General features: G+C 61.9%; 17 protein-coding genes and 1 tRNA gene. 15 read left to right on the forward strand and 3 right to left on the reverse strand.

Features of this window, described 5'->3' with window-relative positions; all coding sequences use genetic code 11:
* The first annotated feature begins 378 nt into the window (after positions 1-378).
* The gene (locus CRO48_RS29380) at positions 379-999 is read left to right on the forward strand and encodes a class I SAM-dependent methyltransferase (RefSeq protein WP_097143220.1); all 621 of its coding nucleotides are present in this window, start codon (positions 379-381) and stop codon (positions 997-999) included.
* Between the two features lie 172 nt (positions 1,000-1,171).
* Positions 1,172-1,247: transfer RNA gene (locus tag CRO48_RS29385), tRNA-Trp, on the forward strand.
* A gap of 57 nt (positions 1,248-1,304) precedes the next feature.
* Here CRO48_RS29385 and CRO48_RS29390 read toward each other — a convergent pair.
* Positions 1,305-3,176, reverse strand: a complete 1,872-nt coding sequence (locus CRO48_RS29390; protein ID WP_097143221.1) for a heavy metal translocating P-type ATPase — start codon at positions 3,174-3,176, stop codon at positions 1,305-1,307.
* A 135-nt stretch (positions 3,177-3,311) separates the two neighbouring features.
* Between CRO48_RS29390 and CRO48_RS29395 the strand changes: the two genes are divergently transcribed.
* Complete coding sequence (locus CRO48_RS29395; RefSeq protein ID WP_097143222.1) at positions 3,312-3,758, forward strand: hypothetical protein; 447 nt, start codon at positions 3,312-3,314, stop codon at positions 3,756-3,758.
* Here the strand turns inward: CRO48_RS29395 and CRO48_RS29400 are convergent.
* A complete protein-coding gene (locus CRO48_RS29400) occupies positions 3,715-4,461 on the reverse strand; it encodes a response regulator (RefSeq protein ID WP_097143223.1) in 747 nt (248 codons plus the stop codon). The two genes, CRO48_RS29395 and CRO48_RS29400, sit on opposite strands and share 44 nt — an antisense overlap.
* Here CRO48_RS29400 and CRO48_RS29405 point away from each other — a divergent pair.
* Together CRO48_RS29405 and CRO48_RS29410 are read left to right on the forward strand one after the other, a co-directional pair.
* Positions 4,460-5,293, forward strand: a complete 834-nt coding sequence (locus CRO48_RS29405; protein ID WP_245423707.1) for a helix-turn-helix domain-containing protein — start codon at positions 4,460-4,462, stop codon at positions 5,291-5,293. The two genes, CRO48_RS29400 and CRO48_RS29405, sit on opposite strands and share 2 nt — an antisense overlap.
* A 22-nt stretch (positions 5,294-5,315) precedes the next feature.
* The gene (locus CRO48_RS29410; protein ID WP_245423708.1) at positions 5,316-6,089 is read left to right on the forward strand and encodes an ATP-binding protein; all 774 of its coding nucleotides are present in this window, start codon (positions 5,316-5,318) and stop codon (positions 6,087-6,089) included.
* Between the two features lie 109 nt (positions 6,090-6,198).
* On the opposite strand, the gene CRO48_RS33150 is transcribed toward CRO48_RS29410, so the two are convergent.
* A complete protein-coding gene (locus tag CRO48_RS33150; RefSeq protein WP_245423709.1) occupies positions 6,199-8,811 on the reverse strand; it encodes a hybrid sensor histidine kinase/response regulator in 2,613 nt (870 codons plus the stop codon).
* A 250-nt stretch (positions 8,812-9,061) separates the two neighbouring features.
* Between CRO48_RS33150 and CRO48_RS29420 the strand changes: the two genes are divergently transcribed.
* The 10 genes from CRO48_RS29420 (at position 9,062) to rpoB (ending at position 19,302) form a co-directional block, all read left to right on the forward strand.
* Positions 9,062-9,898, forward strand: coding sequence for a universal stress protein (locus CRO48_RS29420; RefSeq protein ID WP_097143226.1), 837 nt, complete (start codon positions 9,062-9,064; stop codon positions 9,896-9,898).
* Positions 9,899-10,020: 122 nt separating this feature from the next.
* Positions 10,021-10,476 (forward strand): pyridoxamine 5'-phosphate oxidase family protein, encoded by a 456-nt coding sequence (locus CRO48_RS29425; RefSeq protein WP_097143240.1) that lies wholly within the window; start codon positions 10,021-10,023, stop codon positions 10,474-10,476.
* Between the two features lie 127 nt (positions 10,477-10,603).
* A complete protein-coding gene (locus CRO48_RS29430) occupies positions 10,604-11,113 on the forward strand; it encodes an Hsp20/alpha crystallin family protein (RefSeq protein WP_097143227.1) in 510 nt (169 codons plus the stop codon).
* A 411-nt stretch (positions 11,114-11,524) separates the two neighbouring features.
* Positions 11,525-11,725, forward strand: coding sequence for a preprotein translocase subunit SecE (secE, locus tag CRO48_RS29435; protein ID WP_097143228.1), 201 nt, complete (start codon positions 11,525-11,527; stop codon positions 11,723-11,725).
* A gap of 17 nt (positions 11,726-11,742) precedes the next feature.
* On the forward strand, positions 11,743-12,273 hold the full coding sequence (gene nusG, locus CRO48_RS29440; RefSeq protein ID WP_097143229.1) for a transcription termination/antitermination protein NusG: 531 nt from the start codon (positions 11,743-11,745) through the stop codon (positions 12,271-12,273).
* 218 nt (positions 12,274-12,491) lie between these two features.
* On the forward strand, positions 12,492-12,920 hold the full coding sequence (gene rplK / locus CRO48_RS29445) for a 50S ribosomal protein L11 (protein WP_097143230.1): 429 nt from the start codon (positions 12,492-12,494) through the stop codon (positions 12,918-12,920).
* 4 nt (positions 12,921-12,924) lie between these two features.
* Complete coding sequence (gene rplA / locus CRO48_RS29450) at positions 12,925-13,617, forward strand: 50S ribosomal protein L1 (RefSeq protein WP_097143231.1); 693 nt, start codon at positions 12,925-12,927, stop codon at positions 13,615-13,617.
* Between the two features lie 336 nt (positions 13,618-13,953).
* Positions 13,954-14,472: a 50S ribosomal protein L10 gene (gene rplJ, locus CRO48_RS29455; RefSeq protein ID WP_097143232.1), complete on the forward strand. Its 519-nt coding sequence runs from the start codon at positions 13,954-13,956 to the stop codon at positions 14,470-14,472.
* A gap of 60 nt (positions 14,473-14,532) precedes the next feature.
* Positions 14,533-14,910, forward strand: a complete 378-nt coding sequence (rplL, locus tag CRO48_RS29460) for a 50S ribosomal protein L7/L12 (RefSeq protein ID WP_097143233.1) — start codon at positions 14,533-14,535, stop codon at positions 14,908-14,910.
* 252 nt (positions 14,911-15,162) lie between these two features.
* Positions 15,163-19,302, forward strand: coding sequence for a DNA-directed RNA polymerase subunit beta (gene rpoB / locus CRO48_RS29465; RefSeq protein WP_097143241.1), 4,140 nt, complete (start codon positions 15,163-15,165; stop codon positions 19,300-19,302).
* The last annotated feature ends 86 nt before the right edge of the window (positions 19,303-19,388 follow it).

Consider the following 19,388-nt stretch of genomic DNA (forward strand, 5'->3'; position numbering starts at 1 on the left):
TCGATCGTCGAGTAATCGACGAGGGCGACGGGGCCGAAAGCTGCCGACGGCTGATAAGTGGTGCAGATGGCGCGCAAGCGCGATCTGCACGCGGCACCGGCATCGTCGCCTCGATCGTCGAGGTATCGACGAGGGCGACGGGGCCGAAAGCTGCCGACGGCTGATAAGTGGTGCAGATGGCGCGCAAGCGCGATCTGCACGCGGCGCCGGCATCGTCGCCTCGATCGTCGAGGTATCGACCGGGCTTTCATCGCTCAATGAGACCTGGAGCCTCGCGGGAAACCGCGAGGCTTTTTCGTTGCCACGTCCATTCCATTGGCTTTCGGTCATCTGCGAGTGCGATAATGGAGGCGGACGACCAAGGGAGCATGGGCGACGATGATCGGCGAGAACAGGCGGGCGCATTGGGATCACGTCTACCTGTCGAAGGGCGAGGCGGGGGTGAGCTGGTTCGAGCCGACCCCGACGGCATCGCTCGACCTCATACGCCGTCACGCCGGATCGGTCGCCGCCCCGCTGGCGGATATCGGCGGCGGCGCGTCGCATCTGGTGGACAGCCTGCTCGAAGACGGGTTCGATGCGGTCACCGTTCTCGATCTGTCGGCCGCTGCACTGGAGGCTTCGCGTCGTCGCCTCGGAGCCGATGCCGGGAAGGTGGAATGGATCGTTGCGGACGTAACCACATGGGAGCCGATGCGAAGCTACGACATCTGGCACGATCGCGCCGCCTTTCACTTCCTGACCGAACCGAAGGCGCGGGAGGCCTATATCGAACGCCTTCGAATGGCCCTGAGCCCCGGCGGACACGCGATCATCGCGACCTTTGCTCCCGATGGGCCGGAACGGTGCAGCGGCCTGCCGGTGGTCCGCTATGATCCGGCGACGCTTGCGGAAACGATCGGAGCGCCGTTCCGCCTTGTCGACGAGCGCAGGTGCCTCCACACGACGCCATGGGGCTCCCGGCAGGCCTTTCAGTATAGCGTCCTTGAACGATCATAACGTTGGATTGACGGGAGCCTATTGGCTGATCTCCGCCGTCCGCCGGTATTCAAGTGACGCGCTGGAAAAGTCAAAAATCGCACTTGCCAATCGTTTCGTCCCGTCCTAAAGGGTGCGCCATGCCTTTTGTACTGCTGCGCGCCCGGTGGGCGAGTGCAAGCAGGAGGTGTGAAGGGGTATAGCTCAGTTGGTAGAGCGGCGGTCTCCAAAACCGCAGGTCGGGGGTTCGAGCCCCTCTGCCCCTGCCATTTTTTCCAAAGACTTATCGTCATTCCATACACGAAGTTGACAGGTCTTGATCTGCCTCAGATCCGGGCGCGAAGTGCGTTTAGCACGACGACCACGTCGATCAGCTCCTGCAGCAGCGCCCCGGCGACCGGCGGGAGATAGCCCAGGCCGGCAGCTGCCATTGCCGCCACCGAGAGCCCCATGCCGGCAAAGGCGCTTTGCAGCGCGATCGAGCGGGAGCGGCGCGCGATTTCAATCGCGGTCACGACACAACGAAGATCGTCCCGAACCAGCACGACGTCGGCCGCTTCCGCAGCCGCGGCAAGGTTGGACGAACCGACTGCCATTCCCACATCCGCGGCCGCAAGAGCCGGGGCGTCGTTCACGCCGTCGCCGACCATCAGAACGCGACCGCGGGATCGTTGCTCCTTGAGAACATCCACTTTGCCGCCGGGCGTCAATCGCGCCCTGACCTCATCGAAGCCCAGCTTGGCGGCGATCGATTTTGCAGCCGTCCAGTTGTCCCCCGACGCAAGGATCAGACGGTTGATGCCCATCGCGCGCAGCGAGTTGATCGTCGCGGTGATTTCGTCTCGCAGTCTGTCCTCCAGGGTGATGACGCCGAAGGCGGCCCCATCGACAAATACGCGGACTTTTATCGTCGATGTTTCCTCCGGGGCCGGGGGCTCCTCGCCGCCACTGAGCCCGAAGTAGCTGTCGCCGCCCAGGCTGACGGGAACGCCGTCGACCAGCCCGCGTATGCCGGCGCCCGGCAGCTCGCTGACCTGCGTCGGTCGGCTGAGTGTAAGGCCCCGCCTCTGTGCCTCCCCGGCGAGGGCATGGGCCACGATGTGTCCAGAGGCCTGATCGAGCGAAGCTGCCAGCCGCAGGATTTCATCCGCACTTGCCGTGCCCTCGATATGGCTGACGACCGGCGTGCCCGTCGTCAGCGTGCCAGTCTTGTCGAAGACGACGATCGATATGCCCGCCAGCGCTTCCAGGGCCGCAGCACCCTTGACCAGCACGCCTGCGCGCGCCGCCTTGGAGGTTCCTGCCACAAGGGCGACCGGCACGGCCAGGATCAGGGGACAGGGGGTTGCAACCACGAGGACGGCGACGACACGACGGATGTCCTGGAAAGCGATTGCCGACGCCCCGGCGACCACGATGGTCAAAAGAAGAAATGCGAGCGCGTAGCGATCCGCCAATCGCGCCATCCTTGCCTTCGATCGCCGGGCGGCCTCCACGAGGCTCACGATACCGGCATAGGCGCTGTCCTGCGGCGTGCGGGCCACGCGAAGTTCGATGGCTTCGCCAAAGTTCACCGCACCGCTCATCAGCATCGCTCCGCGGTCTTTGCGAAGCGGCAGGGACTCGCCCGTCAGCAGCGCTTGGCTCACGACGGCCAGATCGCTGTTCAGGATGCCATCGGCGGGAAGGATGTCGCCTTTTCGGATCAGCAGGATATCGCCCACTGCGATGTCGGAAACCTGTACTTCGCGGATGCCGTTCTCGGCCACTCTGAATGCGGTGTGCGGCACTTTGGCGAGCAGCGCGGACATTCCCGCTCCGGCTTGCCTCTGGGCGTGAGCCTCGAGGAATTGGCCTCCGGCATACATGATCGCGACGATTGCGCTGGCCAGGTATTCCCCGAGCAAAAGTCCCGAGGCCATGGCGAGCGCGGCAATGAAATCGAGCCCTAGTTCCTTCTGGGCAAGCTTCCGAGCGACATCGATGGCAAGAGACGCAAGCGCCAAGGCGGCGCAGGACGCCAGCACGTGCGTGGATACACCGCCGAAACCGAGCACATAGGTGCCGCCTGCAACTACGATCCCTGCGAGCAGGATGGGAAAAAGGACCGCTTGACGGGAATTCTTCTGTCCGTCGACGTATCCGCGCTCGTCCGGATTGACGTCTCTGGCCAGATGCCGATTGGCAGATGCTGACATCGAATCCCCCCGCAATGAACTGGCGGTTCGCAAGCTGGTGATCTTTGCAGCAGGCAAGCCGCCCCGCTTTGATCTGGAACAAAGCCGCTTTGGCGAGATCGGTCGAAGCTACTCCCCATTACGAAGGGGAGTTTCATGATGAAATCCGACTATCGCATTGAAACTCTCGCGCAGCAAACGGCGCTCTCGGCATTTGCTTTGCTGCATCTGGTCGAGCCTTCCTTTCCGGTTGAAGACTGGGATGCGCTCGCAGCAGCGGGAAGCGGATGGACCTGCGTCGTGGCGCAGGATCAGCAAGGATACATCCGAGGGCTCGCAGTTTACCGCACCCGGAGGCATCCGGTCGCCGGAGACCTGATGGATGTTCCCATTTTCATCGCGGCGAGCGTCGCCGATGACGCAGGAATTGCCGAGCAGGCCTTCGAATGGCTTCGCAACAGGGCGTCGCGCTGCAGTTACATCAGGGTCTGGAGCGCCATTCCGAAGGCATTGGCATACATGCAGGACGAAGATGCCTTTGCCCGGTGGGACCACGGGCTCATCTATCGGGTCCAATCGAAGGCGCCGCCGGCTTTGCTGTGAAGATATAGCCGACGCCGCGAACCGATTTTATCAGGATGGGCTTCTTGGGATCGTTCTCGATCTTTCGCCGCAGGCGAACGATCTGCGTGTCGATCGTGCGGTCGAAACCTTCGCGGCTGCGATTGCGCGTCAAATCCATGAGCATGTCGCGCGTGAGGACCCGCCCCGGATGGGTGACGAAGACATGGAGCATGTCGAACTCGCCCGTCGAAAGCTCCACTTCGGTTCCCAGCGGGTTCCAGAGACGTCGCCGCTCATGGTCGAGCCGCCAGCCTTCGAACGTCGTCACGGCAGCGCTTTCTGCAGCCGGCGCGGTGCCGGCTCGCCTGCGTCGCAGGATCGCGTTCAGCCGCGCGTGAACTTCGCGAAGATGAAAGGGTTTGCAGATGTAGTCGTCGGCGCCGACCTCAAGGCCGATTACCTTGTCCAGCACGTCGTCCTTGCCCGTTAGCATGACAAGAGGCACGTCCGAAGTCGCACGGATTTCGCGCGCAAGATCAAGCCCGGCGGTCTCGCCGGGCAGGACAAGATCGAGCAGGACGATGTCGAACGTACGCGTCGCCATCGCGGCCCGCATCTCGCTTCCGTTCGCGGCCCCGACGACCTCGAAACCCTCGTCCGTGAAGTACTGCTTCAGCATGCGTCGCATGAGGACATCGTCGTCCACGACGAGGATTCGCTTGCATGTCCGGGTTCCAGCCATGGCTTCATCCGCGATTGTCACAAATTGTCACGCATTTGCACCAAATTTAACGCCGGAGGCATTCTGTTGCCACTCGTCTTTCGTCAACTGCGTGCATCGAGCGCAGGGGGAATTCGGAATGTCAGCAATCGGAAGTCTTCGCGTAGTTTCTGAGGCCCGTCCGTGCGACGAAGACGGGCTTCGCGCGCTGTTCCTTCGTCAGCCGGGCGAGACCGCCGAACCGGGAGCCGCGCTCTTCTTCGAGGGCGACCCGGCGTGCCATGTCTTCCATCTGATCAGCGGCAACGTGCGCGTTTGCCGATTCCTCCCAGACGGCCACCGGTTTATCATCGGCTTTCTCTGTGCCGGCGATCTGGTCGGCTTGTCCTTCCGCAGCCGTTACATGTTCGGCGCGGAAGCGATCGACCGGGTGGCTTTCAGACGAATGAACAAGCGGCTGTTCGAGGAGGAACTGCAATTGGCGCCCGAACATCGCTCCCAAATGCTGTCGCATCTGCGCGATGAGATCACCGCATCGCAGGATCACATGCTTCTGCTTTCTCAAAAGAATGCCGAGGAGCGGGTCTGCACGTTCCTTCTGGACCGTCTCGACAGGACCGGCACGCCCGGTATCGTCAGCCTTCCGATGATAAGATCGGACATAGCCGACTACTTGGGCATGACCATCGAAACAGTCTCGCGCACCCTTACGAAACTCGTTCTCAAGGGCATCATATTGCCCGCCGAGAAGCATCATTTCAGGGTGGTGAGCAGGTCCGCGCTGGCCCGGCACGCGAATGAGGCCAATGAGAATGACGACCACAAAGGTGAGGCGCAGCGCCTTCTGCGATGAAAGAAGGCCGCGGGAGGGCGGCATGGAAAGCGACGGGTTCGGGGAAGGCGACCTTGAAAGGTTCGTGTGTCTCATCGACGGGATGAACCTGATCGTCCACGACTTCAACAATCTTCTGGCAGTCATCGGCGGAAATCTTGAAATGCTGGAAAGCCGTCTTCTGGCTTCTGAGGACCTCGGCCTTGTGCGCGAGGCACGGTCGGCCGCCGAAGACGGCGTCAGGCTGACCTCCCAGTTGCTGGCTTTCGGACGCCGGCCGGTGCTTGCACCGCGGGCAGTCGACGTTGGCAAGCTGGTTGCTGAGTTTTCCGGCATCCTGCAACGCAGAGTGGGGGATGCGGTGGAACTCAGGATCGTGGTGACGGGACGGCGCCTCCGCGCGGTTGTCGACAAGGCGCAGCTTCAGACAGTGCTCCTCAACCTGGCGACCAACGCGAGGGATGCGATGCCAAACGGCGGTCGCCTGACCGTAGAGTTGTCCGGTCTGGAGGTCGCTGACGACTATTCTGATATATATCCGCGCCTGCAGCCGGGCAGGTACATCGTGATCTCCTTGACCGACAACGGCGTCGGTATGCCGGCGAACGTGCGCGAAAGGGCATTCGAGCCTTTCTTCACGACCAAACCCTCCAGCGCCGGAGAAGGGCTCGGCCTGAGCATGGTGTATGGATTTGCCAGGCAATCGGCGGGCCACGTCCGTCTCGACAGTGCGCCGGAGCAGGGGACAACGGTGCGACTTTTTCTGCCGCGCGCCCGTGATGAGGCCGTGGCGGTCCCAATTGGCGGCGCCGGGTAGGCAACCCCGCGATCGGGGGCGTGACGATACCCCGTTGGCGGAGGTTTGCCTTGAGCACGCTCAGTGTTCGCAAAGCCGGCCGTTGGCCACTAGTGCGCCGCCGACGGCCTCATCCTCTGAAGATCATATCGAGACGTATGGCAAGGTCGGCGGTCGAATACGGCTTCGTCAGCCACTCCTCCCGTCCGACGCCGACATTCCTGAGTGCATCCGGTTCCGCATAGCCCGACGTGAACAGCACGGGAAGCAGTGGCCAGCGTCGCCGCACCTCCAGGACAAGCTCGGCGCCCGACATGCCGGGCATGACCATGTCCGTGAAGAGGAGATCGACGCCTCTTTCCCGGTCCAGGAGCTCCAGCGCGGTCTGTCCGTTCGCCGCCTCAAGCACGCTGTATCCAAGAGACTTCAGTCTGGTCATGGCGACATGCCGCACCCGGTCGTCGTCCTCGACGACGAGAATTCGTTCGCCTCTTCCTGTTGGCAGCGGATCGGCGACCCGCCTGGCGGTCTCTTGCCTGCCGCTCATCACGTCGGAGGCGGCAGGCAGATAGATCCGCACCGTCGTCCCGCGTTGCTCTTCGCTGCAGATGGCCACGTGGCCGCCGGACTGCTTGACGAAGCCATAAACGGAGCTGAGGCCAAGCCCGGTTCCGGCCCCATACGGCTTGGTCGTATAGAACGGTTCGAACGCTCTTTCGATCGTTTCGGGTGACATGCCGACGCCGGTATCGCTCACCGCGATCAGGACATGGCGGCCGGGGCGGACCTCGGGGTAGGTCGCCGCATAATCCGCATCGAGTTCGGCATGTGACACTTCCATCGTCAGCCTGCCGCCCTTGGGCATGGCGTCGCGGGCGTTTATCCCAAGATTGAGCAGGGCGTTTTGAAGCTGCGGCGCGTCCACCACCGTTCGGCAACCTGCCTTTACGGCGGTCTTGATCTCGATGGTCTCGCCGAGTGTGCGGCCCAGCATTTCCGCCGTCGCCGCCACGATCTGGCCGACATCCGAATGGACAGGATTGAGCGGCATCTTGCGACCGAATGCCAGCAGGCTCGCCGTTAGGCGCGCAGCAAGGTTGGATGCCTCCTGGGCGTCCGCGATCAGTTGCCTGTGCCGACCGCCCAGTCTTGCGTCCAGCATTTCCAGGTTGCCGTTGATGACGGTCAGGAGGTTGTTGAAGTCATGGGCGACGCCGCCGGTCAGCTTGCCGATCGCTTCGATCTTCTGGGTCTGCCGAAGTTCCTGTTCGATCCGCTGCTTCTCCGTTTGATCCTGCATGAAGCCGGTGAAAACCTTCTCGCCTTCCACTTCGGCTTCGCCGACATGAAGTTCCAGCGGAAACTGCGTGCCATCCTTCTTCAGGCCGGTGACGATACGGCTCCTGCCCATGATGCGCCGTTCGCCGGTGCGGAGATAGTGTCCGATGTAGCCGTCGTGCGCGCTGTGATACGGTTCGGGCATCAGGAGCGCCACGTTTCTTCCCGCGACCTCGTCCGCCTCGTAGCCGAAAAGCCGCTCCGCCGTCGCACTGAAGGATCGGATCGTGCCGTGGCTGTCGATCACCACCATCGCGCTCGGGACGGTTTCGAGGATCGAGATCAGATGCGCTTCACGACGAAGCGCCGTGCCTGCAGCGAACGAAATCGCCGCCCCCACCTCGTTGATCTCTTCCACCGGCGTCCGAACCGGCGGGACTTCCGCATTGCCCGCCAACTGCGCCGCCGCACCTTGGAGGGTGGAGAGGGCGCTTGAGAGGCGCGATCCCATCCACGACGCGAATGCTATGGCGCAGGCGGTCAGCATGCCGCCGATCGCCAGTATCACAGACAATGTACGCCAAACGGGCGCATTCAGGATCGACAGGGGTACCGTGACTGCCATGGTCCAATCCGTGTCGGCGAAACGCACATAGGCGGCCGCCACATCGGCTCCCGCGATGTTCTTCCCGATCCAAACCCCCTCGGCGTCTTTCGTCTCGGAATGCCATCCGGAGGGGGCCGGATCGCCCACGAACGTCGCGTGTTGCTGCGTGCGGGCGATCAGGCGCCCGTTGCCATCGGCAAGTCCCGCAACCCATCCCGGTTCGAGTTCCACCTGGGACAAAGTGGCAAGAAACTGTGATGCCGGCAGGTCGGTCGAAAGCACGTAGACGGTTTCGGTTCCCCGCAGGACCGGAACATAAAGTGCGACGACGTCTGAGCCCTCGCGCCTGATCAGGTTGCTGATGACCGGCGACCTGGCGGTGGCGGCCCGCGCCTCGTCGGTTTGGCTGGCGCGGTCGAGCTCCGGCAGCAGGGACGCCTCAGGCGCCGCAGAGCTCATCACCGGTCGCGTCTGCCCCGGACGGATGACGACGATGTCATGCCCCAGCAGCCCGGCTGCGTGCGACAGGTCTTCGCGGAAACCAGCGATGTTTCCTTGACGAATGGCAGTCGACGTCGCCAGTTGCTGCAGCACCAGGAGCGACCGCGAGAGCATCTGGTCCACCGTGGTTGCCATCTCCCGGGATGCCGCCCGGGCGCGATCGATCGTTCCTTGCCGTTCCGAAGTGACGTAGTACCAGGCAAGGACGACAGCGAAGAGAAGCAAAGGCAGGATCAGTCCCGCCGCAAAGAGATTGAGATAGCTGCTCGCCCGCCGGCTTGAAGCTGGGCGCAGCCCGGCGTCGGAGGAGGGGCTGGTCTGTGCCCGGGCGTCGGCAACAGCGGGAGTATGGTTCATTGGCTCAATCTCCCTTGCAGCAATCCGCTACGCCTCGGGAGGTGGAGCGAATGGCAGAAGCGGAGTTTAGCGCAAATTCGCGTCTCCCGATGCCACGGTGTGCATGACAGTCTGCCATGCCCCTCCGGGCGCGGAAGCGGCCATGCACGCCGTCATCCGTGGCCGCCGGCAGTATTCGCCGCCTTGATGCGCGTCAAAGCGCAGGTTGATTTGCAGGGTATTCTGGAAAAGGTCACCGGGAGGTCCTGTCATGAGATACAAAACAGTTCTGTCCGTAATCGGGGTCAACGACAACCGGGAGGATCTCGCAAATGCGATCGCCATGGCACAGGCCGTCGACGCTCACCTGTCGGTCATGGTCATTGCAATGGCCGCACCGCCGCCGATCGGCGCTTATGCGGAGGCAATTTCTCCGGCGTGGCTCGAAGAGAGGCAAGGCGACATTGACAGGCTGGAAGGGCAGACGCGTCGCGCGCAGGATCAGCTGGTTGCCTCGGGCCTGTCCTTCGATGTTCAGGACCTGTACGCCGAGTTCGCCCGGGCCGACGACGACATAGCGAGGCGGGCGCTATACACCGATCTTACGCTCGTCGGACGCGGTGCCATGAGCGACAATATGCTCTGCCGGAAGATCGTGGATGGAGCATTGTTCGAGGCGGTCGCCCCGGTGCTCGTCAATCCGACGGAGCGGGCATTCGACATGCGCCCGCAGACCGTTCTCGTCGCCTGGGATTCCCGCATGGAGGCAGCACGCGCGGTGCAGCAGGCTCTGCCTGTTCTGCGACAGGCGGGGGACGTGAGGGTCGTGCTTGTCGATCCGGTCGCCAGCCAGTCATCCGGTGGTGAAGATCCGGGTGCGGACATCGCGGCATATCTCGCGCGGCAAGGGGCAACGGTCACGGTCGAAGTGATGGCCAGCGGCGGCAGGCCCGTTGCGGATGTATTGAAGCAGCATGCGATGGATGCAGGGGCCGGCTTGTTGGTTATGGGCGCCTACAGCCACTCCCGCCTCCGCGAGAGGGTGTTCGGCGGGGTGACCCGCTCGATGCTGGAAACGAGCAAGGTGCCGCTTTTCCTGAGCCGTTAGCATCCTTGAGGAGCGACGTGCCGTGAACCTACTCCACGCTTTGTCAGGATCGAGAGCCTGCTGTGCGTCCGCTCGACGCCTTCTCTCCTGACGGCAGCCTTATGGAAAAAGAGGGCAGCACCATGACAGTGAAGATCTCCGAGATGAGGCCCGCGGAATGCTACCATTTTCTGGAGAGCACGCGCTTCGGGCATATTGCGTGCTGCCGCGATGGCCGGCCGTATATCGCAGCCATCTATTTTGCCTTCTCCGGAAGCGTCGCCTACAGCTTCTCGATGCCCGGCAAGAAGCTGGATTGGATGCGCGCGAACAACAAGGTTTGCCTTCATGCCGAGCAGCTTGTGTCAGGCGGATGGACGAGCGTTGTCGCCGACGGCCAATTCGAGGAGTTTCCTGACAACGACACATGGAAAAGCGAAAGGCTGCACGCCTGGTCGCTTCTGAAGATGCATCCGGACTGGTGGGAAATCGGCGCGATGAAGCCGTATGAACTGCCGATGCTCAATCAATCGCCGCATGTCTTCTATGGCGTCGCGGTCACGTCGGTGAGCGGCCGCATCGCGGTGACGATCGACTAAGGCCGTTGCGATTGCCGGTGCTCAAGAGGCCGGCTTTGACAGGAATCAAAGACCACTCGCCGCGACGGTTGTTGAATGATCCGGTCGCCGCCACTCAACGACGGCATTTAAATGGAGGAGAATGGCAATGGCAGACCCAGTAACCAAAATTCCAGCAGAGGGCGGGGAAAAGGCGCCGGCGCCGATCGATCGTTTGCGGCCTCTCGAAAGCCTGCGTTCAGAGATCGACCGCGTCTTCCAGGATTTTGGAGGAAATTCGATCTTCGACCGGGCATTCGGCAGGATGCCGGTGTCGTTTTCGCGCGGAGTTCCTGCGGTGGACCTGACAGAGTCCGACAAGGCCTTTGAGCTGTCCGCGGAGCTTCCAGGTGTTGATGCCAAGGATCTCGAGGTGACGCTCGCTGAAGGAATCCTAACGATCAGAGGTGAAAAGAACGAGGCGAAGGAAGAGAAGGACAAGGGCTACTATCTCTCCGAACGCCGCTACGGCACATTCTTGAGAAGCCTGGAGCTGCCGCGTGGTGTCGACAGCGAAAACATAGCCGCAAGCTTCTCCAACGGCGTTCTCAAGATCACGTTGCCGAAGACGCCCGAACGTCAGAAGACGGACCGGAAGATCACGGTCAAGGCAACGTAGCGGCTTGCCAGCGCGTCAATGTTCTTGAGGGGAACGCAGGGGGAGGGGCGAACCCCTCCCTCTCTGGCGCAGGTTTCAGTCGCTGTGATCGTGCGCATCGCCTTCGGTGATGTGAAAACAAAAAATGAAATTTCTTGAAACGGCCTGGAACGACGTGCTACATGCAGGCCTGTCGGCGGGCTGCGGCAGGCGAGTTCCGTCGTCTCTGGCTTCCTTCGGGCCTGTCGTTCGAATGTCAGCGCAGGAAACGTGCAGCGACATTGGAACGCGACGGACCTCACGGTCCAATTTCACGAAAAGCGCGTTTGCCTCTTGTGAAAACGAGAATCGCGCTTTATGTAGGGTAAAACAGACACGCGGTGCGTGGGGCTGATTATTCAGCTTTACGCGCCGTAATGGCGTGGGCATTCAATGGCATCCAAAACGAACCCGATAACGTTTCTGCAGCAAGTCCGCTCCGAAGCGTCTAAAGTGACTTGGCCTTCGCGGCGCGAGACGACGATCTCGACCGTCATGGTATTTGTCATGGTCTTTCTCGCTGCGATCTTTTTCTTTGCGGCGGATCAGCTGATGGGTTGGCTGATCGGCCTCATCCTGAACGCCAGCGTCTGAATCGGGTGGAGATGAATATGGCTTCGCGTTGGTACATCGTCCACGCCTACTCGAATTTCGAGAAGAAGGTTGCCGAATCGATCGAGGAGAAGGCTCGCCAGAAGGGGCTTGAGCATCTTTTCGAGAAGATCCTGGTCCCGACCGAAAAGGTCGTTGAAGTGCGTCGCGGCCGCAAGGTCGATGCCGAGCGGAAGTTCTTTCCGGGCTACGTGCTCGTGCGCGCCAACCTGACGGATGAGGCTTATCACCTCATCAAGAACACGCCGAAGGTGACCGGCTTCCTCGGATCCGACAACAAGCCGGTTCCGATCCCCGATCACGAGGCGGAACGCATCCTTGGTCAGGTTCAGGACGGTGTCGATCGTCCCAAGCCTTCGATCTCCTTCGAGATCGGCGAGCAGGTGCGTGTTTCCGATGGCCCGTTCGCTTCGTTCAATGGAACGGTTCAGGACGTCGATGAGGAGCGTTCGCGCCTCAAGGTGGAGGTGTCGATCTTCGGTCGCGCCACCCCGGTCGAGCTGGAATACGGCCAGGTCGAGAAAATCTGATTATCGGCGCCGCCGGGCTTTGGGTCCTGCGGCGCATAACGAGTTCCGGCGCCTGGTTTGGTGCCGGCGCGGGGTGACCCGCAAATCGCGTGGAAGGGCAGGCGTCTCATCAAGCCGGGCGCCATCGCCCGCACCACGCAACCGCAGCCGCCGCGCTCCTTGAAGGGTTCGCGGCAAGGAGGCCGGGAAACCGGCCGCATTCTGAAAGGCAGAGAGAAATGGCTAAGAAAGTTGCAGGCCAGCTCAAGCTGCAGGTCAAGGCAGGATCGGCAAACCCGTCTCCGCCAATCGGCCCGGCACTTGGTCAGCGTGGCATTAACATCATGGAATTCTGCAAGTCGTTCAACGCGGCTACGCAGGAACTGGAAAAGGGTATGCCGATCCCGGTCGTCATCACCTACTACCAGGACAAGTCCTTCACCTTCGTCATGAAGCAGCCGCCGGTCAGCTACTTCCTCAAGAAGGAAGCAAAGATCGCGTCCGGCTCCAAGCTTCCGGGCAAGACGAAGGCTGGCTCCATCACCAAGGCTCAGGTCAAGACGATCGCAGAAGCCAAGATGAAGGATCTCAACGCTGCCGACATCGAAGGCGCAATGGCCATGATCGAGGGCTCCGCCCGCGCCATGGGCCTGGAAGTGGTAGGTTAAGACAATGGCTGGTAAGCGCACCAAGAAGATCAACGAAGGTGTTGATCCCACCAAGCTCTACGCTCTCGACCTCGCCATCGGCATGGTCAAGGAACGGGCTGTCGCCAAGTTCGATGAAACCGTCGAAGTCGCCATGAACCTCGGCGTTGACCCGCGCCACGCCGACCAGATGGTCCGCGGCGTCGTCAATCTGCCGAACGGCACCGGCCGTGACGTCCGCGTCGCCGTCTTCGCTCGTGGCGCCAAGGCTGACGAAGCCAAGGCCGCCGGCGCAGACATCGTTGGCGCCGAAGACCTGCTGGAGATCGTCCAGGGCGGCAAGATCGATTTCGATCGCTGCATCGCGACCCCGGACATGATGCCGCTCGTCGGCCGCCTCGGCAAGGTTCTCGGCCCGCGTGGCATGATGCCGAACCCGAAGGTCGGTACGGTCACGATGGACGTCACCGGTGCCGTCAAGGCTTCCAAGGGCGGCGCCGTCGAGTTCCGCGTCGAGAAGGCTGGTATCGTCCACGCCGGCATCGGCAAGGCTTCCTTCGACGCCAAGGCGCTCGAAGAGAACATCAAGGCCTTCGCTGACGCCGTCATCAAGGCCAAGCCGGCCGGCGCGAAGGGCAGCTACGTCAAGCGCGTAGCCATCTCTTCGACGATGGGTCCGGGCGTCAAGATCGACCCGTCGACGCTGACGGTCGCATAATTTCGGTCCGGCCGCGTGCCGGATCCAACCAAGATTCCCGGTCATGTCTGGCCGGGAATTTCCGGGGCAACCCGGAACTCCTGTCCGAGATTGCAGGTGGTTATCCCTTAATCACTTTGCCTGCATGAGACGGGTAAGACCTGGATTTCACCCCGCAGCGATGCGCGGAAGAATTCGGTTCGAACCTACCTTGCCTTGTGCCCCGGCCGAATGGTCGAGCGCGAGGGGACAGGATCCTCGAGCGTCGCTCGGGATCATCGACAGACGATCCCTGGCGGCAAAGGCAAACCCGATGGGGACTGCGATAATCGTAGCCCCGTCAACTGGAGATAGGCAGTGGAAAGAGCGGAAAAACGCGAATTCGTCACGGAGCTGAACGAAGTCTTCAAGGCTTCCGGTTCGGTTGTCGTGGCCCGCTATGCCGGTATCACCGTTGCGCAGATGAACGATCTTCGTACGAAGATGCGCGCTGCCGGCGGAACCGTCAAAGTCGCGAAGAACCGCCTGGCCAAAATTGCCCTTCAGGGTACGGAGTCGGAGGGGATGTCTGATCTCTTCCAGGGTCAGACGCTCATTGCATACGCCAATGACCCGATGATCGCTCCGAAGGTTGCCATGGATTTCGCCAAGACCAACGACAAGCTCGTTGTTCTCGGCGGCGCCATGGGTGCGACCACGCTCAGCGCAGATGCAGTCAAGTCGCTTGCGACCCTGCCTTCGCTGGACGAGCTGCGCGCAAAGCTGCTGGGCCTGCTGAATGCCCCGGCTACCCGCGTCGCTACGGTCGTTGCAGCACCGGCAAGCCAGCTTGCCCGCGTGTTCGCAGCCTACGCCAAGAAGGACGAAGCCGCGTAAGGCGGTTTTTCGCTGTAAATCAAAAACACCAGTTCGAACCGAACAAAAGGAAATATGAAAATGGCTGATCTCGCAAAGATCGTTGAAGACCTCTCCTCGCTGACCGTTCTGGAAGCTGCTGAGCTTTCCAAGCTGCTCGAAGAGAAGTGGGGCGTTTCGGCTGCTGCTCCGGTAGCTGTTGCTGCTGTTGGCGGCGCTGCTGCTGCTGCTGCTGTTGAAGAAGAGAAGACCGAATTCGACGTTATCCTCGTTGACGCTGGCGCCAACAAGATCAACGTCATCAAGGAAGTCCGCGCCATCACCGGCCTCGGCCTCAAGGAAGCCAAGGACCTCGTCGAAGGCGCTCCGAAGCCGGTCAAGGAAGCCGTCTCCAAGGGCGAAGCTGCTGATCTCAAGAAGAAGCTTGAGGAAGCCGGCGCCAAGGTCGACGTCAAGTAATATCGGAATGTGCCGGGGGAGGCTTGCCTCTCCCGGTCATTTCTCCTGGAACTGATTACCCAAGAGCCGCGGAAATCGGCTCTTGGGTAATGGGTTCTCAAGAGGATGGTCCCAAACCGAACCGTTTTCAGGCAATCCGGCCGGCGGCTTTGGTAACGGGACGAGATTGAGAAATCCATTGATTGACGGGATCGACTGGCCAGCGAACCCCGTCCGTTGCAGGCCCGGATGCACAAGTTTGAAGGAGCGACGATGGCTCAGACCCTTTCGTTTAACGGTCGCAGGCGCGTACGCAAGTTTTTTGGTAAAATTCCCGAAGTAGCAGAGATGCCGAACCTGATCGAGGTTCAGAAGGCATCCTATGATCAGTTTTTGATGGTGGACGAGCCCCAGGGCGGTCGTCCGGACGATGGCCTGCAGGCCGTATTCAAGTCGGTTTTCCCGATCACCGATTTCTCCGGCGCGTCCATGCTGGAGTTCGTCTCCTATGAGTTCGAGCAGCCGAAGTTCGACGTCGAGGAATGCCGCCAGCGCGACCTCACCTACGCAGCACCTCTCAAGGTGACGCTGCGCCTGATCGTGTTCGATATCGACGAGGATACCGGCGCGAAGTCAATCAAGGACATCAAGGAACAGAACGTCTACATGGGCGACATGCCGCTCATGACCGACAACGGTACCTTCATCGTCAACGGCACCGAGCGCGTCATCGTTTCGCAGATGCACCGTTCGCCGGGCGTGTTCTTCGATCACGACAAGGGCAAGAGCCATTCTTCCGGCAAGCTGCTCTTTGCAGCCCGTGTCATCCCGTACCGCGGTTCCTGGCTCGACATCGAGTTCGACGCCAAGGATATCGTGCATGCGCGTATCGACCGCCGCCGCAAGATCCCGGTGTCGTCGCTGCTGATGGCACTCGGCATGGACGGCGAGGAAATCCTCGAGACCTTCTACACGAAGTCGCTCTACCAGCGCGACGGCGAGGGCTGGCGCGTGCCGTTCCACCCCGAGGCGCTGAAGGGCCAGAAGGCCGTTTCCGACATGATCGACGCCGACACCGGCGAGGTTGTTGTCGAAGCCGGCAAGAAGCTGACCCCGCGCCTGCTCAAGCAGTTGACGGAAAAGGGCCTCAAGGCGCTGAAGGCGACCGATGACGACCTGTACGGCAACTACCTTGCAGAGGACGTCGTCAACTACGGCACCGGTGAAATCTACCTGGAAGCCGGCGACGAGATCGACGAGAAGACCCTGCCGGTCATCCTGGCTGCCGGCTTCGACGAGATCCCGGTCCTCGACATCGACCACATCAATGTCGGCGCCTACATCCGCAACACTCTGACCGTGGACAAGAACGAGAATCGCCAGGACGCGCTGTTCGACATCTACCGCGTCATGCGTCCGGGCGAGCCGCCGACGATGGAATCGGCTGAGGCTATGTTCCAGTCGCTGTTCTTCGACGCCGAGCGCTACGACCTTTCGGCCGTCGGTCGCGTAAAGATGAACATGCGTCTCGACCTCGATTGCCCGGATACCGTTCGCGTTCTGCGCAAGGACGACATCCTGGCCGTGGTCAAGATGCTGGTCGAGCTGCGTGACGGCAAGGGCGAGATCGACGACATCGACAACCTCGGCAACCGCCGCGTCCGTTCGGTCGGCGAGCTGATGGAGAACCAGTACCGTCTCGGCCTGCTGCGCATGGAGCGCGCGATCAAGGAACGTATGTCCTCGATCGAGATCGATACCGTGATGCCGCAGGACCTGATCAACGCGAAGCCGGCAGCCGCCGCCGTTCGTGAGTTCTTCGGTTCCTCGCAGCTGTCGCAGTTCATGGACCAGGTGAACCCGCTTTCGGAAATCACCCACAAGCGCCGTCTCTCGGCTCTTGGCCCGGGTGGTCTGACCCGTGAGCGCGCCGGCTTCGAAGTCCGCGACGTTCACCCGACCCACTACGGCCGTATTTGCCCGATTGAGACGCCGGAAGGCCCGAACATCGGTCTGATCAACTCGCTTGCCACCTTCGCCCGCGTCAACAAGTACGGCTTCATCGAAAGCCCGTACCGCAAGATCGTGGACGGCAAGGTGACGACCGACGTCGTCTACCTGTCGGCGATGGAAGAGGCCAAGTACCACGTCGCCCAGGCGAACTCGGTGCTGAACGCTGAGGGCGAGTTCGAAGAAGAATTCGTCGTTTGCCGTCACGCCGGCGAAGTCATGCTCGCCCCGCGCGACCAGATCAACCTGATGGACGTTTCGCCGAAGCAGCTCGTCTCGGTTGCGGCCGCGCTCATTCCGTTCCTCGAGAACGACGACGCGAACCGCGCGCTCATGGGCTCCAACATGCAGCGTCAGGCCGTTCCGCTCCTGCGGGCGGAAGCACCGTTCGTCGGCACCGGCATGGAGCCGGTCGTCGCACGCGATTCGGGTGCTGCGATCGCGGCCCGCCGCGGCGGCGTCGTCGACCAGGTCGACGCGACGCGTATCGTTATCCGCGCCACCGAGGATCTCGATCCGGGCAAGTCCGGCGTCGATATCTATCGCCTGCAGAAGTTCCAGCGTTCGAACCAGAACACCTGCGTCAACCAGCGACCGCTGGTTACCGTTGGCGACGTTCTGAACAAGGGCGACATCATTGCCGACGGCCCGTCGACGGACCTCGGCGACCTGGCACTCGGCCGCAACGCGCTCGTGGCGTTCATGCCCTGGAACGGCTACAACTACGAAGACTCGATCCTGCTCTCCGAGCGCATCGTGTCCGACGACGTGTTCACCTCCATCCACATCGAGGAATTCGAAGTGATGGCGCGTGACACCAAGCTTGGTCCGGAAGAAATCACGCGTGACATTCCGAACGTTTCGGAAGAAGCGCTGAAGAACCTCGACGAAGCGGGCATCGTCTACATCGGTGCGGAAGTTCAGCCGGGCGATATCCTCGTCGGCAAGATCACGCCGAAGGGCGAAAGCCCGATGACGCCGGAAGAAAAGCTTCTGCGCGCCATCTTCGGCGAGAAGGCGTCCGACGTTCGCGATACCTCGATGCGCATGCCTCCGGGCACCTTCGGCACCGTCGTCGAAGTTCGCGTCTTCAACCGCCACGGCGTGGAGAAGGACGAGCGCGCGATGGCGATCGAGCGCGAGGAAATCGAACGCCTCGCCAAGGACCGCGACGACGAGCAGGCGATCCTGGACCGCAACGTCTACGGCCGTTTGGTCGACATGCTGCGCGGCCACGTGGCCGTCGCCGGCCCGAAGGGCTTCAAGAAGGGCACCGAGCTCTCCAACGCCGTCGTTTCGGAATATCCTCGCTCGCAGTGGTGGATGTTCGCCGTCGAGGACGAAAAGGCGCAGGGCGAGATCGAGGCGCTTCGTGGCCAGTACGACGAATCCAAGTCGCGCCTTGAGCAGCGCTTCATGGACAAGGTCGAAAAGGTCCAGCGCGGCGACGAGATGCCTCCGGGCGTGATGAAGATGGTCAAGGTCTTCGTTGCCGTTAAGCGCAAGATCCAGCCCGGCGACAAGATGGCTGGCCGTCACGGAAACAAGGGCGTCGTTTCGCGCATCGTTCCGGTCGAGGACATGCCGTTCCTCGAGGACGGCACGCATGTCGACATCGTTCTGAACCCGCTGGGCGTGCCTTCGCGCATGAACGTCGGCCAGATCCTCGAGACGCACCTTGGTTGGGCTTGCGCCGGCATGGGCAAGCAGATCGGCGAGATGCTGGACGCCTACAAGGCGGGCGGCGAGATCAAGCCGCTGCGTGACACCATCGACAGCGTCATCGGTACAGGCCCGAAGGGTGAGCCGATCAAGGACTATGACGACGACTCGATCGTCCGTCTGGCCGAGCAGACCCGCCGCGGCGTGTCTATCGCGACGCCGGTCTTTGACGGCGCCGTCGAAGCCGACGTCAACGAGATGCTCCAGCAGGCAGGCCTGAAGGTCACCGGCCAATCGACGCTCTATGACGGCCGTACCGGCGATCAGTTCGACCGTCAGGTTACCGTCGGCTACATCTACATGCTGAAGCTGAACCACCTGGTGGACGACAAGATCCACGCCCGTTCGATCGGCCCGTACTCGCTCGTGACCCAGCAACCGCTGGGCGGCAAGGCGCAGTTCGGCGGTCAGCGCTTCGGGGAAATGGAGGTCTGGGCGCTCGAGGCCTACGGCGCCGCCTACACCCTGCAGGAAATGCTGACGGTGAAGTCGGACGACGTGGCTGGCCGTACCAAGGTCTACGAGGCGATCGTCCGCGGTGACGACACCTTCGAGGCGGGCATTCCGGAGAGCTTCAACGTTCTCGTCAAGGAAATGCGCTCGCTGGGCCTGTCGGTGGAGCTGGAGAATTCGAAGGTCGATCCGACCGCCGAAGCCCCGCTGCCGGACGCAGCCGAGTAAAGGTCAGGAGGTGCGCGCCGATCCGGCGCGCACCCGCTCCCGTATTGCCCAGGTCGGGCGAGGCGGGGGCTTCGTCGCCTCGCAAG

Origin of the sequence: Rhizobium subbaraonis (assembly GCF_900220975.1) — a bacterium.
GTDB lineage: Bacteria > Pseudomonadota > Alphaproteobacteria > Rhizobiales > Rhizobiaceae > Mycoplana > Mycoplana subbaraonis.